Genomic DNA, 14,832 nt, shown 5'->3' on the forward strand with positions numbered 1-14,832 from the left:
CTGCATCCTATTTTTTATCTTCACCATTCTTGTTGGGCTTCTGCTTCTGCTTGGATTAAATTTTGCCGCAGTTGCACCCAATTAATTTGATGAGAGGGCAAATCTTCGATGAGCTTTCCGCGCTGTAAATGCAGAATTCGCGTGCTAAATTGCTCGGCTAATTCTAATTGATGGTTCACCATTACAATTGTGGTTTTGCCGTTTGTTAGCTGTGTCAATACTTGCAAAAGGTGGGCGGCTTTTCCGGCGTCTAGGGCGGATGTTGGCTCGTCTAAAAGCAAGATTTTTGGTTGTAGGATGATGCCGCGGGCGATCGCCACGAGCTGTTTTTGGCCTGTGGAAAGCTGCAATTCGGTGCGATTGAGCCATTCTTGGGGTATGTGCAGTTGTTCGATCGCCCCGCTAATTCTCTCACTAATGTTTGATGAATTGACGCCCCGCAGCTTCAAAGGATAAGCCAATGCTTCTCGCACCGACATTCCCAAAAGCTTGGATTCTTGCAGGATGAGGGTGATTTGTTTGCGAAGTTCGATCGCAGGTATTTGGCGATATTCTGTATTTTCCAGATAAATCGAGCCGCTGGTGGGAGTGCTGAGCCGATTTAGCAGTCGCAACAGCGTTGTTTTGCCAGCACCTGAAGGGCCCACAATTGCCACGCGAGATCCCTTGTGTACCTGAAACGATATATTTTCCAACAAATGACTTGAGGCGATCGGTGTTTTCAAGCTTACACCGTCAATTCGCAGTTGAGGAGTTGTTTCTGTATTATTTTCCGAATAATTAGGCATTTAATTAATTAAAAACATGACCTTCGTGGAACGGGCATCTTGCCCGTTATTGAGCCAGGCAAGATGCCCACTCCCCAATCCAACTGACTCTTTGTGGAACGGGCATCTTGCCCGTTCTTGAAGCAGGCAAGATGCCCACTCCCCAATCCAACTCACTCTTTGTGGAACGGGCATCTTGCCCGTTCTCGAAGCAGGCAAGATGCCCGCCCCACAATCCAACTCAAACTCAAACTTTTACAGCTTTTTCTAAAGGAAAACCCAGCTTTTCGCGCTGTTCCAAATAAAGCTGAGCCACTCGCCGCGCCAAGTTGCGAATTTTGGTGATATACCGAGTTCTTTCCGTTACCGAAATTACACCTCTAGCATCGAGTAAATTGAAAGTGTGAGAACATTTTAACACATAATCAAGACTAGGCAAAACCAATCCTTTTTTTGTCAATTGTTCGGCTTCTTGCTCGTACAATCCAAATAGAGTAAACAGCAATTCTGGATTGGAAGCTTCAAAGTTATAAGTACACTGTTCTATTTCTCCTTGCAGGTGAACGTCGCCGTAAGTGATGCCATCTTTCCACTGAATTTTCGTCATCGCATCGACTTCTTGGAGATACATTGCGAGGCGTTCTAGTCCGTAGGTAATTTCAATGGAGACAGGGCGACAGTCAATGCTACCGCATTGTTGAAAGTAGGTAAATTGGGTGATTTCCATGCCGTCGAGCCAGACTTCCCAGCCGACGCCCCAAGCTCCGAGGGTGGGCGATTCCCAGTTATCTTCTACGAAACGAATGTCGTGGTCTTCTGGGCGAATTCCTAATGCTCTGAGGGAGTCTAAATAGATGTCTTGGATGTTGGGAGGAGAGGGTTTAATTAAAACTTGATATTGATAGTAATGTTGGAAGCGGTTGGGATTTTCGCCGTAGCGTCCGTCGGTGGGGCGGCGACAGGGTTCGATGTAGGCGACAGACCAAGGTTCGGGGCCAATTGCTCTGAGAAAGGTGTGGGGATTCATGGTTCCTGCACCTTTTTCTGTGTCGTAGGATTGGGCGATCAGGCATCCTCGATCGCTCCAGAATTTGTTTAAGGTGGCAATGACTGATTGAAAGTTCACTGGTTTAAATATGGTTAGTATGTGTCTCAACTTATTTAAGCATACTAGGAGTGGCGGATTTATGGCGATCGAGCCTACGTACACTCTCCAGCAACTTACAATGATAAAGATACTTTTACAATTTCCCAAAATCAGCTTGGTTGTAGGGAAAATATTGTAATCACCACCCGAGAGACCTAATATGAGCGATAACCTATCCCTGCCTAACATCCAAGAAGCGGATACCCTGCTGTCAGAACTCCTTCAAGAGGTGCAAAAGTGGGAAGGCACCCTGGCTGGAGGGACAAAACTTGGTACAGGTGCAGCAGCCGTTGAGAGTCTATTGAAAACTCAGGTCAGCTTTGGCAATCCGCAAGATAGGTTGATCTTGCTGACAGAGGAAATATTTAAAGAAAGTGGGACTGAATTAATCGGCATCTATAAACAGCAGATGCAAACTCAGTATGATTTTTATTACATGACACTGACAGTAGATTTGCGTCCTAAACCGGGCGCTCAATTCAGACGGTTAATCTGTAAGCTTGATTTTCATCCCAAAGGTAATAATGAGCCAATTATTCAGAGCATTTTCCCTCATCAGAAGTGGCGAACTATAATGAATTTTGGGGTTGGCATAGACATCGGGCTAAATGGAAACCTCGAATGGAGTGCTGGAGTAGACAGCGCTTGGCTAGGTGAACTTACAAACCTGCTTCCGGGTGAGCTAAAAACAAATGCAGCAAATAAGAATGAACTCAAAGCATTTCTGGCGCTTCCTGAATATAAATACGAACTGAGTCATGCTGAGATTACTGCCGTAGGTGAGGGGAATTCCACTTGTTATTGGCGCATCCAAGACGAGGAAATTCAAAAAGTCGGAACAGCAAAATTTGCAGTGGTTTTCAAAGTGCCTAAAGGAACAGAATCGATTAATTTGCGAGGGATGGCCTGGGCAGAACCCAATATGAATTGGCTGACTGCCGATGTGCGGGATGTATTTAGCGAATTATCAGATCGGTTCAAGAATCTACTGCGCCGTGATGAAGCTGCGATTCAGTTGGCTCGAATTGCAAATGAAAAATGGTCGCTCATTCTACCCCAAGCAACTACTAAAGGCTAGAAAATTAGGTAGAAATTCACTATTTTATGATAATAATCAATGACAAAAGCTTACTGTACTTATCGCATTTGCGTGGCTAACTACGATCGTGTGCAGGTGAAAAAGTGGGATGCTCAGCATCAACCTCTAGGTGAACCTTATGGGATATTTAGCTATGAGAAGTTAGAAGAAATTAAACCCTTGCTCGAAGTGGCTGGTAACAACGATCTGAAAGAATCCAGCAATACACGCGCCATTGGAGAAGGTTTGTTTAATATTCTATTTGATAATGTACTGCGCCAGGATTTCGTAAACTTTTATTACGATGTCGTGCAGACAGACAAGCAGTTGCTGCAAGTTGAGCTAGATATTGATGAGCATGGAATGTCTGATGTGGCGGCATTACCTTGGGAGTTCACCTGCTTACCTGGGAGTGCAAACTTAGGTGAAATATGGCTGGGAACTGACCCTAATCTCATCTTCACCCGCCGACGTTCCCAATGGTATTCAGCTCCTGCGATTCAGTTAAACCTAGATGAAAAGCTGAGGATTGCCTTAGCGATCGCTGCACCCATAAATTTAGGTTCAGTTGTCTATGAAAAAGTGCAGGTTGCGTTAGAAAAACTGGCAACTAACCAATCTGATCTGGTCGAGCTACTACCCATTGTCAATCCAGCCACTCCTGAAGCTATTGATGAGGTGCTAGAACAAAAACCCCATATTTTTCACTTCATTGGGCATGGTCGTCTGCATGATGAGAGAGGTCAGGAAGTGGGGGAAATTGCTCTGGTTGACGATATGGACGAAGCCTTATGGGTAGATGCCAGTTTCTTCGGTGGGCTATTTAACCGACACCGCCCTGGAGTTGTAATGCTGCAAGCTTGTGAGGGGGGAAAGCTGTCTGCTTCGCAAGCTTTTGTTGGCGTTTCCTCTAAGATTGTGCAGCAGAATATTCCGGTGGTTGTGGCGATGCAGTACGAAGTTTCTAACTTTACAGCAAGTCGCTTTGCTGATTGCTTCTACAAACGGTTAGCTCAGGATGACCCAGTTGGTATTGCGGCTCAGAATGGAAGGAGAGCGATCGCGCTGAATACGCAATATCGGAAACGGGATTTTGCCACCCCTGTTATCTTTATGCGCGTGAAAGATGGCTATCTATTCAAACGTGACGAAAAATCGAACAACAGTAACAATATAGAAGAGTTTCCAACGCAATTACAATCCACTAGACAGCAGCAGGAATTACCTATAATTTCTACCCCCAAGCAAGGGATAGAGGGTTTGGAGGAACAACAAAATACCAACTTGATTATCCCATCAATTCCTGGAACTCAACCCTTTGAATTTATAACGGTGACAATAGATGCTCAAGGTAAAGAGATTAGTAGTTATCCAAAGCAGACTCAATGCCTTATCGAAGATTTAGGGAAGGGGGTGATGTTAGAAATGGTTGTTATTCCGGGAGGAGATTTTTTAATGGGTTCATTGGAATCTAAAGACAAGCGATACATTAATGAAAGACCTCAACATTCAGTTAAAGTTAAACCTTTTCTGATGAGTAAGACACCAATTACACAAGCACAGTGGAGAGAAATTGCTGGTTTAAAAGAAGTCCATCAAAAGCTAAAACTTCGTCCGTCAAACTTGGGAGGAAAAAAACATCCAGTTACTAATGTTTCTTGGTATGATGCCATTGAGTTTTGCGATCGCTTATCTCAAAAAACAGGTCACGAGTATCGTATTCCTAGCGAAGCAGAGTGGGAATACGCCTGTCGTGCAGTAACTACAACTCCTTTTCATTTTGGCGAAACAATTACTAGCAACTTAGCTAATTACGATGGTCGCTATCTTTGGAGTTCAGAACCTCAAGGAATTTATCGTGAAAAAACTAATTCAGTAGATAGCTTTCAAGTAGCGAATTCCTTTGGACTATTTGATATGCATGGCAACGTATGGGAATGGTGTTTAGATAGCTGGCATGAAAGTTATGATGGTTCACCTACCAATGGAGATGAATGGCTAGATGGTAGCGAAAATCAAACTCATGTAATCCGTGGTGGTTCGTGGCGTAATGAACCCTTACGATGTCGTTCTGCTAGCCGCTGGTACAATAATACCAACAAACCATCTCACAATATTGGTTTCAGGATTGTTCGCTCTTTATAGCTGACTATATTCCAATATGTTTTTATGTCGTTACTGTTCCTAAGCTATCTCATCTTCATCTATATATGCGTCGATTAAGGTTGTATCATCGGATTTTCTTCGTTCTGCTACTTTAGTTCTGCGGTATTCGTAAGCTTGAGGTACTCTTTCACATTTTTCAATCGTCAAAGCCCCAGTCTCTCGCTCAAGTTCTTGTACAATTTGCTCAATTTCATTGAATGAAACCCTAAAAAACTCTCTCCTTTCATTTTCTATATTCACTCTTCTATCATAAAACTGCTCATGAAAATGCTGTATTGTGGCTGAAGCATCATCTGAAACAATCTTATAATGAATATCAAAGGGGAATGGAACATAAGGATTCATGGTTCTGATATATACATCTGGGTCACTATTCTTCGTCATAAATATCCTATATACATCTCGTCCGAGAGAACCAATATTTGAAATTACATAAATGTAACCAGACTTGAGCATTCGGGAACATGAAATAACTTTTTCTTGAGCTTTTTCTTTATCAGTTTTAGCTTGAAAAAGCCCCTCTTTAAGATATTTACTTTGACTCTCATATTCTTCTGGCTGTAAACCAGCCACTTTTTTCTTTTCTAGACCTACAAGCTCTTCTTGATATTGCCTTTCTCTTTGCTCAGCTTCTTCAGCTTCTTGTTGCGCCTTTTCCATTTTAATGCGCTCTTTTTTTTCTTGTGCCATCTGTTCTTTGATTGCTCTTTCTCTTGCTTTCTCTTTCTCTTTTATATATTCTAATTCATACTCGATATCTAGCTGTATCAATTTAAGACTTAAATACTTTTCGGAGATCCTACAGTCTATTTTTTGCAAATACCTATTAATTTTATCACAATAGTCATTTATCTTCTTCTTTAAAGAATCAAGGTTTTTAGATGTAACTTCTTGGCCAACATACCTGCACTGTTCTTCAAATACAATTTCTATCATCTTTAGGAGGTCTTTTATCATTTTTTCTCCTTGTTTTTCTCCTTGTTTACCTTCTCCTATACTCCAGGGAGTATCAGAAATAAAGGCTTCGTTATTGCGTTGCATTGTTCGCTGTTTTTTTTGAATTTCTCCTAATTGTTGTAGATAATCTCCAGAGTTTATAAAATCATATTTTGGTTCGTAAGCCTCTATAGATATCAAATACTCTTTAGCCTGATTCTCACGCAGTTTAGCTTGTAAGTTTTTGATAGAGGTTCTTATGGTTTCCTGTTGGACATCCAGTTCTTGTAGCTCGTTTTGTTTTAACTGAATGTTTGAATCTAGTTGCTTTTCTGTTTCTTCCCGGGAAGTTAAACTCTGATACTTACTCAGAGCCTGTCTCAGCGAATTCCGCTCGTGTCGCATTTGAAGCCACGTTCTACTCAGGTAGATTATTAATATACCAACCAAGGCTGCTATTGTTAACAGAAGAGGTATTGACAACATTTGACTCAATATTTTTACTTAGGCGTTCTTAACCTAGTTTACAGGATATTCAGTTCTGGGGCAAGAGGTACATATAGGCGATCGCATTTACCAATCTTGGCATGATATAGTACCCATCTTCGATTCGCATCGACAACTCATGAAAACAGACACCATTTTCTACAGCCTGTTTCAGGAATTTCCCCGCTTCTTCTTTGAACTGATCGATCGTTCCCCAGACGAAGCCACCGCCTATGAATTCACCTCCCGCGAAATCAAACAACTCGCATTCCGCATCGACGGGTTATTTCTCCCCAAAACCGAAGAACCTGAAAAACCATTTTACTTGGCTGAAGTTCAGTTTCAACCCGATGCCGACTTGTACTACCGCATCTTTGGCGAACTCTTTCTCTATCTGCGACAATACAAACCCCTCAATCCTTGGCGCGTAGTTGTCATCTATCCCAATCGTCGCATCGAACACGAACAGATGCTGCAATTTCAGGAACTCTTAACCAGTCAGCGCGTCCAACGGATTTACCTCGATGAATTGCCAGAAGCCGCAGATCGATCGCTCGGAGTCAAAGTTGTTAAACTGGTAATCGAGCCAGCAGAGACAGCAGCAGAACAAGCACGGCAGTCGATCGCAATGGCCCGACAACAGATATCCGATCCCACCGTTCAACGCGATTTAATTAACCTCATCGAAACAATTATCGTCTACAAACTCCCCCAGAAAAGCCGCGAGGAAATTGCCGCCATGTTGAATTTAAGCGAACTCAGACAAACTCGATTTTACCAGGAAGTCAAGCAAGAAGGTTTAGAAGAAGGACTCGAACAAGGACTCGAACAAGGTGAACGCCAAGCGAAGTTAGAAGCCATTCGTCGGATGATAGCATTTGGAATGAATTTAGAGACGATCGCGCAATTATTAGATTTGTCTCTCGAATTTGTTCGGCAAACAATTAACAAAATTCAACGGGAATCGATGTCACTCCCCGAACAAAATATCGACTCGTTTATCGAACTATTAACTCAGCAGCGATCGCTCTTCGGGGCCGAACAATTAACCGAACTAGCGCAGCTAATTGAACCCTTATCCGATGAGATCGATGTCCTCTCAGAAGCGATTTCATCCTGGGCTGAAAATTACCCTTCAATTCAGGAAGCTCAAGCCAAACTGCTCGAACCACTACCGATCGCTAAGGCATCAGAAAAAGCAGCAGTCAGCCGAGAAAGTAGCGAATCTCAACTCCGCGATCGCCTCAACAAACAAGCTCTCAAAAATGCCATTTTATTGTAGCGCAGAACAGCTTACCTCCTTTATAATTCGGCGGTTGAAACCGCTACTACACAAACAATGCCCGCCTCCGCGGGCTAAGAAATAAAGGGGATATTTAAGCCAAATTGCCACTAAAAAACAGAATAGTCTGAGCCCCGACTTCTTGAATAAGTCGGGGCTCAGACAGTGAAAAAGTTGAGATTACTTTCTAGTTTAGTCTGCAGGAGCGAGGGAAACTAACAGAGTGATGTTGTCAACGCCGATGACATAAACCGTGTCTCCCGGTGTGAGAGTGATTTGGCGATCGCACCGTGCGGGCCACCAGCTACCTTGGAAGCGGACGCGACCTGTTTGATTCGGGTAAATCGATTCATCGACGACTGCTTCTTCGTTGAAGTAGTTAAAATTGGTGTTGATGTAGTTATCCATTAAGATATTCTTTTCTGGGCTGTAGGTGTGAAGAGAAAAAATAGAACCGAAAGCTTTTACTACGTTAAACATTTTGTTGACTCCTTTTGTGTTAAAATATATGGAAGTTTAATCGCCTATTGATGCTATTTGAAAGGTTGCATTTCCTGGTTGTTCAATCTCTGATTTAGTCTGCGGGAGCGAGGGAAACTAACAGAGTGATGTTGTCAACGCCGATGACATAAACCGTGTCTCCGGGTGTGAGGGTGATTTGGCGATCGCACCGTGCGGGCCACCAGCTACCTTGGAAGCGGACGCGACCTGTTTGATTCGGGTAAATCGATTCATCGACGACTGCTTCTTCGTTGAAATAGTTAAAATTGGTGTTGACGTAATTTTTGATGAGCATATTGTTAGCTGTGCTGTATCCTTGGGTAGAGAAAATCGAGCCGAAAGCTTTTACTACGTTGAACATGATATTTACTCCTGTGGTGTTAAAATATATGGGGATGTGTAATTGTCTGTTTATGCTATTTGAGAGGCTGCATTTCCTCGGTTAAGATTGACTGATTGCCTTGATATTTCATTGTTCTTGCCTTCCGTGCTTTTATCAGGATAAAAGCTAAGAATTTTTGAAATGTTGAGGGGATTTGAGAAGCGGTTGCGGGGAGTCAAAATCCATTAATTACGAGGTATTGAATTAAGGATTTAATGGTTGAGTAGTTGGTGGGATTTACCTTAAGGGTAGATGTGGTTAGCTACATTAGAGATTGTCTGATTCCGCATTACTGCTGCTGTGAAAATGTTTTATTTTTGGGTTTAACTTGTGGGTTGAATTTTTTGATTGGGTTGTGACTCACTTGCTTTACACTTACTAATGTGCCAGGAGTCGAATATCTTTGGGGCGATCGCCAGTCCACTTTCCGAGTCTGGTACTGGCACATGACACTTGCCAACCTGCAAACAACGATTTTGCAACGGTTTGTGCCTAGCTATCAGGCTTGTAGCTGTGCCAATTTAGCCAACTGGACTACCGCGAACGGTGAATTATGAACTTACGCCGTCTCCATCGCCCAATCCGGAATATCCATACATATCTAGTCGGTGACTTTGGCACCAAACCCCTAAAAACCCGGTTTCTGACACCCTGTGCGCCATTAGGGGCCCGTAAGCGCCCGGATCTATGATCTAAACCACTTTACTAGGGCACTCACCCGCCCTCCCCATGCGAGGTTGATTTGTACTCAGATGTTGCACCATTTTCTATAAGCTTTTTATGAACAGGCAAGATGCCTGTTCCACAAGAAAATTCACTCTTTGTGGAACAGGCATCTTGCCTGTTCCTGAGAATAGTGCAAGATGTGAGTTTTTACCTACCTATTTAGGCATAGACAATAGGCGATCGAGACTGACGCAGATATCGCGACGCGGTAGGAGTTTTCGCTCGGTGTAGCTCGATCGCACCCTGTTATCCAATTATTGAACAGGTCGAACTTAAAATCCATTCATAAATTCAGAATCTTAAATTCATAAAAGTCATAATTATAGAAAACCTGCTTGATACTGCATAATTGTTACAGGAATTTTGAATAAAGTTTTAGCTAATTGAGACAAACCGAACTTGAATTTAAGCGACTGCGGCAATTCTTGTACGGAAACTTCTACGAATCCAAAGCGAGTATAAAATGATGCGAGTCGCTTTCCCAAACATTCTAAATATAGCGGTTCTGTAGCTTGTTGAATTAAATATTTTGTGAGGTATCTTCCCAAACCTCGATCGCGCCATTCTTTCGCCACCACCAAACTGCCCAATTCTTGCGCGCCCGCAAAGTTCCGCAACTGTCCGCAAGCTGCCAATTTCCCACCGCATTCGATGACCCAGAATTGCTCCCAGCGCAACTGAGTTGGATCGAGTTTGGCGCTCCACACTAACCTTCTAATTGATTTGATATCTTGAGCTGAGGCTTGGCGTAGAACGCATTCTGGGGGTAAGGAAACAGAAATTTCAGTCATTAGTTATAGTTGGAAACTACAGCAGCGATTCGTTTAAATATGCGAAAAACTTCGTAAAGTTCGTTGTCCGGGCTCCAAATATCAAAAAGCTTAGACAAAGCATAATGGGGTGTACCTTGTTTAGTCACTTTGATGAATCGGAAACTACTGCCATTACTCAGAAGTCCAAATGATGGTCTTTCTGAATTCGGGTCATTCAGCATATAAAAGAGTAGCTGTGGAAGTCCCGCATCAAGAGAGTATTGAGCTCGCTTGGCTTCGATCGCCACAACCCAAAAAGATTCAATTAAAAGCAGAATATCAATGCTTCCTCTGACAAGTATATCTTCATCCACTGTAACCAGTTCCACCGATTTTTCTGACTCTATGTGAAAGGGAGTCAAGAATAAACCTGCTAAAAATAGCAAGGGAGCCAGTACCACCATTTTTACGGTATCTTCTATCATTGGGTACTCGGCACTGTTAGTATAGCCAGCCTTTACTTTGTCTAGATATCGCTTTTCTTCATTAGTAATTTCTGGTAAATCGTCAATCCACTCCCGGAAGAATTGCTCGTCTTCACAAAGTTGGAAGTTAAATTTTGTTTTGACATCGTGCAGAGTCAGTGTTTTTGCTTGAATTGATTGTGTCATGGCTTTGCATCTTCAATTGAAATTTATTGTAGCATACTAATTGTCGATCGCCTCCCACAAAACCTCCGCGCCAAACCTTACCGGATCGGTACAAGGCAATCCCGTTTCTGCTTGAACTTCAGCTATTGCTAACAGCGCATCAGCCTCATTGAAGTGATGAGTGTTGAGGGCGATCGCGCTCACTTTTCCCCCTGCAAAAGCACCCGCAGCAGCGGCTACCATTTCGTACAATTCAATTACTTTTGATAACCTGGGAATCGATACGTGCGGGTGATTGCGAATGCTAGTTTGTCCGGCTCTGTGCGCTAAAATTAAGTGAGTTGGCTGCGAACCCCGCAACAGCGGCAGAGTCGCCGTCGAACCCGGATGCAATAGCGAACCTTGCCCTTCTACGTGCAGAATCTCGCATTCAGAACCTAATTTTATCGCCATTTCTTCGACAGCACCAGCGGCGAAATCAACTCGCACTGCATCCAAAGGAATGCCTTCATTTCCAATCATTAAACCCGTTTGTCCCGTTGCTAAAAATTTGGAACGCAAACCTCGCCGCAAGCAAGTGCGATTAAGTTCCAGACTGGTTGACATTTTGCCAACGCTCATATCTGTACCCACAGTTAACACGCGGCGACAACTTAATTTAGCCGCAGCAGCAGAGGCGATCGCACCGACAGATTTCGGTTCCTGACGCACGTCCCAAATCCATTGATTTTCGGTTAACGGAACTGTTATCAAAGGTGCAAGTTTCGCGTGCAAACCGTTGACAACTGACAAACCCGCTGCTACCGCTTGATTAATTTCTGGCAGCCATTCCGCAGGCAAAACACCGCCGGAAGGAGCGATGCCAATTAGCAGAATATCCGGCGCAAATTGCAGTGCTGCTGCAACGGAAGCAACTATCGGTACTTGTTGAGGAATTCCCGTTAATTCAGGTAAAGATTTTCCGGCACATTTGCGGTCTATTACTGCTACAATTTGTGCTTCGCTGTAGCGTAAAAAAGCTAAGCCTGTTTTGCCGGAAGAACCGAGAATTCCCTCGTGCAGCAGGATAGCAACTTTACCATTTTTGATCGGATAGTTTTTAGTCATTGGTTCACTTTTGAGACGGCGATTTTAGATTTTAGCTTCAATCTAAAATCTAAAATCTAAAATCTAAAATCGATTGGGTGTTAGCTGTGATTTGGGTTCATGGTAAGATCATTCGGATCTTCTCCCAATTCTCGCAATCTGGCCTCTAGTCGCGAGGCTCGCTGGCGTTCCTGTTCGGCTTGCTGTTGAGCGGCTTCCGCTTGTTGTTGAGCGGCTTCGGCTTGTTGTTGAGCGGCTTCCTCCGGCAACAAAACTAAATTGCCAGATTCGTCGAAAAAACGCACCCAAGTTGCTGTTTCTCGATCGACAATTCCTTCCCAAGTGCCCAACCAAAAGCCTAAGGTTTCGCACCACAGCCAACCCCGCTCGTTGGCCACTAACGGCTGATAGCGCAGGTTGGCATCTAAACGCCATCCTTGCAAAGAATTCGGCTCGAAAGGATCGAAAACAAAGTAATCAGGAGTTCTAAAAACCTGCTCGTAAATATCCTTTTTTTTGCCTGTATCCTGATTTGCCGTTGACGGCGACAGCAGTTCCACAATGACATCCGGGTAACGTCCGTTTTCTTCCCAAACTACCCAGCCTTGTCGGGAAGGATTGCTGTCAACACCCAACACAGCGAAAAAATCCGGGCCTCGGAAATCCTGATTCCGAATCTGTTTAGCGCTGTAATAAATAAACATATTGCCACCGACAAAAAAATCGTTTCGGTTAGCTAAACCTTGTTCTACGGAACGGATTAAAACGGTCATTGCTATACGGTGGCGGTTGCTTTCCATTTCTGCACCATCATCAAAAATTAAATCAGTCGGCGGCTTGTGTTCTTCAAAGAAAAGCTTGGCTTCTCTATCAATTTGCTCTCCTATTGATTCCACTGGCATCATAGTATCTCCAGATGTGTTTTGAGCGATACTTCTATTCTACAATCTCAATTCGCCGCACTCCCAATCCCGATCGCCCGTTTGGCAGCAAACACCCATTTTCGACGATCGCACCGGTGAAAGGATCGTCTAATAAATTTAAGTGACTGTCCAAATCCAAATAGTCAGCTAGCGGTGAAAGTTGTGCGGCTGCTGTATTTGCGATCGCGCTATCAGAATAGCAGCCGAACATTACTTGCAACTTGTAGGCTTTTGCGGTGTGAATCATCCGCATTGCTTCCGTCAATCCGCCTGACTTCATCATTTTGATATTGATGCCGTGGACGCAGTGCGCTAACTTGGGTATATCGGAACTATTAAAGCAACTTTCATCAGCAAAAATTGGCAGGGGCGATTGACGGTACAGTTCTGAGAATTCATCCATATCTGCGAGGGGTGAAAGCGGCTGTTCGACATAATTTATATTGTATTTTTCCAGCCAGCGACACATTTCGATCGCGCTGGTCAAACTCCAACCGCCGTTAGCATCAACACTAATTTTAAGGTTAGCTGGTGCTTCATCTAGCACTGCTATTAACATAGCTTTGTCGGCTTCGATTCCTGCGGGATTTCCTAATTTAACCTTAACGGCGCGGTATTTGAGACCTGCTGGAGCTTTGCCAAACCAATCGCGCACTCTTTCTATTGCACCAGAGGGGGAATTAATGCCGATTGTGACGGAGGTGGGGACGATGCGCGATCGATCTAATCCCCACATTTTCCACAGTGGCAAGCCTGCTTTTTTGCCCAGCCAGTCGTGCATTGCCATGTCGATGCCGGCGCGGGCGGATGAGGGTAAGTTGACCTCTGTTAATACTTGTTCGATTTTTTGGCGATCGAACAAAGTAAACTTTTCTAGCAGCGGTGCAACTTCTTGCAATGCAGCTAACAGCATTTCGGTAGTTTGGGGCCGAGAACCTGTGGAAAAGGGCGATGCTTCTCCCCAACCTTCGATGCCTTCGTGTGCTAATTTTACCCATAAATTCGTACTTTGGGCTGTTGTACCGCGGCTGATGGTAAGCGCAAACCGCTTGCGGACAGTGAAAGTTTCAATTTGAACGTGCATTGTCAGTGATTGGTAATTTTTTCTAAATAAAAATCCGAGGTGGCGGATTGTGCCGCTCTTGCGATTTGTAACTTTTTACTTTATAGTTTGATTTTGCTTGTTCTAGTTTATCAAAAACTTGATGAAATTCCTTATTTCTGTTTCGCCGAAGAGAGTTGCCTTCTCTCTCAGCATTTGGGTGCTCTTCTTTGCTGTTGCTGGTTGCATCGTACAAGTTCTGCGGTACGGTTTTAACTATAAAGAACGCTGGATTAGTTTGTTTAACTTAGACCAAGAAATAAATTATCCTTCGTGGTACTCGTCCTTTACTTTGCTGTTTTGCGCGATTTTGCTAGGTATTATTGCTAGTGCTAAGAAGAAGCAGGGCGATCGGTATTTTGGACACTGGAAAGCGCTGGCGTTGATGTTTGTATTTTTTTCTTTAGATGAAATATTGAGTCTGCACGAAATATTAATTATTAACGACTTGCGAAAGGCACTGAATTTAGGGGGATTTTTTTACTTCATTTGGGTAATTCCGGGGGCGATTTTTGTTGGGGTTACTGCGCTGGCTTATCTGAAGTTTCTCCGGCACCTACCCCGGAAAACAAGGGACTTTTTCTTACTAGCAGGCAGTATATATGTGGGTGGAGCACTTGGCATGGAAATGGTTACTGGCTATTATGCAGATGCGGTAACTAAACGAAACTTGATATACGGTTTGATGGTTTGTGTTGAGGAAATTTTGGAAATGGTAGGGGTGATCGTATTCATCTACGCCCTGCTGTCTTACATCGGTTCCCATCTTGAAGATATTGATGTGCGGTTGAAGATATTGGATAATTCAGAGAGGTAAAACTGACGATTAACCAAGATTATTAACGAAA

At 43.5% G+C, this 14,832-nt stretch carries 15 protein-coding genes; 5 read left to right on the forward strand and 10 right to left on the reverse strand.

Annotation, left to right across the window (positions count from 1 at the left end; all coding sequences use genetic code 11):
* Positions 1-20: 20 nt before the first annotated feature.
* Entirely contained in the window at positions 21-788 is a 768-nt protein-coding gene (locus QUB11_RS15610) for an ATP-binding cassette domain-containing protein (RefSeq protein ID WP_333204216.1), read from the reverse strand.
* A 226-nt stretch (positions 789-1,014) separates the two neighbouring features.
* A complete protein-coding gene (gene glyQ / locus QUB11_RS15615) occupies positions 1,015-1,893 on the reverse strand; it encodes a glycine--tRNA ligase subunit alpha (protein ID WP_242720870.1) in 879 nt (292 codons plus the stop codon).
* Positions 1,894-2,074: 181 nt separating this feature from the next.
* Here glyQ and QUB11_RS15620 point away from each other — a divergent pair, with 181 nt between their 5' ends.
* Complete coding sequence (locus QUB11_RS15620; protein WP_333204212.1) at positions 2,075-2,992, forward strand: hypothetical protein; 918 nt, start codon at positions 2,075-2,077, stop codon at positions 2,990-2,992.
* A gap of 39 nt (positions 2,993-3,031) precedes the next feature.
* Positions 3,032-5,137 carry an SUMF1/EgtB/PvdO family nonheme iron enzyme gene (locus tag QUB11_RS15625; RefSeq protein ID WP_333204210.1) on the forward strand — a complete coding sequence of 702 codons (2,106 nt, stop codon included), beginning with the start codon at positions 3,032-3,034 and terminating at the stop codon, positions 5,135-5,137.
* A 39-nt stretch (positions 5,138-5,176) separates the two neighbouring features.
* Here QUB11_RS15625 and QUB11_RS15630 read toward each other — a convergent pair whose 3' ends face one another.
* Entirely contained in the window at positions 5,177-6,499 is a 1,323-nt protein-coding gene (locus QUB11_RS15630; RefSeq protein WP_333257042.1) for a DUF4041 domain-containing protein, read from the reverse strand.
* Positions 6,500-6,719: 220 nt separating this feature from the next.
* On the opposite strand from QUB11_RS15630, the gene QUB11_RS15635 reads away from it, so the two are divergent.
* A complete protein-coding gene (locus QUB11_RS15635) occupies positions 6,720-7,862 on the forward strand; it encodes an Rpn family recombination-promoting nuclease/putative transposase (RefSeq protein ID WP_333204208.1) in 1,143 nt (380 codons plus the stop codon).
* Between the two features lie 192 nt (positions 7,863-8,054).
* On the opposite strand, the gene QUB11_RS15640 is transcribed toward QUB11_RS15635, so the two are convergent.
* Together QUB11_RS15640 and QUB11_RS15645 are read right to left on the reverse strand one after the other, a co-directional pair.
* Positions 8,055-8,342, reverse strand: coding sequence for an NfeD family protein (locus QUB11_RS15640; RefSeq protein WP_333204206.1), 288 nt, complete (start codon positions 8,340-8,342; stop codon positions 8,055-8,057).
* Between the two features lie 94 nt (positions 8,343-8,436).
* Positions 8,437-8,724, reverse strand: a complete 288-nt coding sequence (locus QUB11_RS15645) for an NfeD family protein (protein WP_333101688.1) — start codon at positions 8,722-8,724, stop codon at positions 8,437-8,439.
* Positions 8,725-9,128: 404 nt separating this feature from the next.
* Here QUB11_RS15645 and QUB11_RS15650 point away from each other — a divergent pair, with 404 nt between their 5' ends.
* Positions 9,129-9,302, forward strand: coding sequence for a hypothetical protein (locus QUB11_RS15650; RefSeq protein ID WP_333204204.1), 174 nt, complete (start codon positions 9,129-9,131; stop codon positions 9,300-9,302).
* A 489-nt stretch (positions 9,303-9,791) separates the two neighbouring features.
* Here QUB11_RS15650 and QUB11_RS15655 read toward each other — a convergent pair whose 3' ends face one another.
* The 5 genes from QUB11_RS15655 to QUB11_RS15675 all read right to left on the reverse strand — a co-directional run bounded on the left by QUB11_RS15655 (position 9,792) and on the right by QUB11_RS15675 (position 13,966).
* Positions 9,792-10,262 (reverse strand): GNAT family N-acetyltransferase, encoded by a 471-nt coding sequence (locus QUB11_RS15655; RefSeq protein WP_333204202.1) that lies wholly within the window; start codon positions 10,260-10,262, stop codon positions 9,792-9,794.
* On the reverse strand, positions 10,262-10,894 hold the full coding sequence (locus tag QUB11_RS15660; protein WP_333204199.1) for a type I restriction enzyme HsdR N-terminal domain-containing protein: 633 nt from the start codon (positions 10,892-10,894) through the stop codon (positions 10,262-10,264). The genes QUB11_RS15655 and QUB11_RS15660 overlap by 1 nt, the downstream gene beginning before the upstream one ends.
* A gap of 36 nt (positions 10,895-10,930) precedes the next feature.
* Positions 10,931-11,980: a DUF1611 domain-containing protein gene (locus tag QUB11_RS15665; protein ID WP_333204197.1), complete on the reverse strand. Its 1,050-nt coding sequence runs from the start codon at positions 11,978-11,980 to the stop codon at positions 10,931-10,933.
* 80 nt (positions 11,981-12,060) lie between these two features.
* Positions 12,061-12,861: a Uma2 family endonuclease gene (locus QUB11_RS15670; RefSeq protein ID WP_333204255.1), complete on the reverse strand. Its 801-nt coding sequence runs from the start codon at positions 12,859-12,861 to the stop codon at positions 12,061-12,063.
* Positions 12,862-12,895: 34 nt separating this feature from the next.
* On the reverse strand, positions 12,896-13,966 hold the full coding sequence (locus QUB11_RS15675; protein ID WP_333204195.1) for a dipeptide epimerase: 1,071 nt from the start codon (positions 13,964-13,966) through the stop codon (positions 12,896-12,898).
* 121 nt (positions 13,967-14,087) lie between these two features.
* Here QUB11_RS15675 and QUB11_RS15680 point away from each other — a divergent pair, with 121 nt between their 5' ends.
* Positions 14,088-14,801: a hypothetical protein gene (locus QUB11_RS15680; RefSeq protein ID WP_333204192.1), complete on the forward strand. Its 714-nt coding sequence runs from the start codon at positions 14,088-14,090 to the stop codon at positions 14,799-14,801.
* Positions 14,802-14,832 lie beyond the last annotated feature (31 nt).

It is taken from the genome of Microcoleus sp. B6-A1 (assembly GCF_036705085.1).
Lineage (GTDB): Bacteria > Cyanobacteriota > Cyanobacteriia > Cyanobacteriales > Microcoleaceae > Microcoleus.

What these genes read in the sequence shown, in the direction of transcription:
- QUB11_RS15660 (WP_333204199.1), bottom strand. Translation starts at nt 10,894, where the DNA reads ATGACACAATCAATTCAAGCAAAAACACTGACTCTGCACGATGTCAAA.
- QUB11_RS15625 (WP_333204210.1), top strand. Translation starts at nt 3,032, where the DNA reads ATGACAAAAGCTTACTGTACTTATCGCATTTGCGTGGCTAACTACGAT.
- QUB11_RS15675 (WP_333204195.1), bottom strand. Translation starts at nt 13,966, where the DNA reads ATGCACGTTCAAATTGAAACTTTCACTGTCCGCAAGCGGTTTGCGCTT.
- QUB11_RS15680 (WP_333204192.1), top strand. Translation starts at nt 14,088, where the DNA reads ATGAAATTCCTTATTTCTGTTTCGCCGAAGAGAGTTGCCTTCTCTCTC.
- QUB11_RS15670 (WP_333204255.1), bottom strand. Translation starts at nt 12,861, where the DNA reads ATGCCAGTGGAATCAATAGGAGAGCAAATTGATAGAGAAGCCAAGCTT.
- QUB11_RS15630 (WP_333257042.1), bottom strand. Translation starts at nt 6,499, where the DNA reads ATGCGACACGAGCGGAATTCGCTGAGACAGGCTCTGAGTAAGTATCAG.
- QUB11_RS15635 (WP_333204208.1), top strand. Translation starts at nt 6,720, where the DNA reads ATGAAAACAGACACCATTTTCTACAGCCTGTTTCAGGAATTTCCCCGC.
- QUB11_RS15655 (WP_333204202.1), bottom strand. Translation starts at nt 10,262, where the DNA reads ATGACTGAAATTTCTGTTTCCTTACCCCCAGAATGCGTTCTACGCCAA.
- QUB11_RS15610 (WP_333204216.1), bottom strand. Translation starts at nt 788, where the DNA reads ATGCCTAATTATTCGGAAAATAATACAGAAACAACTCCTCAACTGCGA.
- QUB11_RS15645 (WP_333101688.1), bottom strand. Translation starts at nt 8,724, where the DNA reads ATGTTCAACGTAGTAAAAGCTTTCGGCTCGATTTTCTCTACCCAAGGA.
- QUB11_RS15640 (WP_333204206.1), bottom strand. Translation starts at nt 8,342, where the DNA reads ATGTTTAACGTAGTAAAAGCTTTCGGTTCTATTTTTTCTCTTCACACC.
- QUB11_RS15620 (WP_333204212.1), top strand. Translation starts at nt 2,075, where the DNA reads ATGAGCGATAACCTATCCCTGCCTAACATCCAAGAAGCGGATACCCTG.
- QUB11_RS15665 (WP_333204197.1), bottom strand. Translation starts at nt 11,980, where the DNA reads ATGACTAAAAACTATCCGATCAAAAATGGTAAAGTTGCTATCCTGCTG.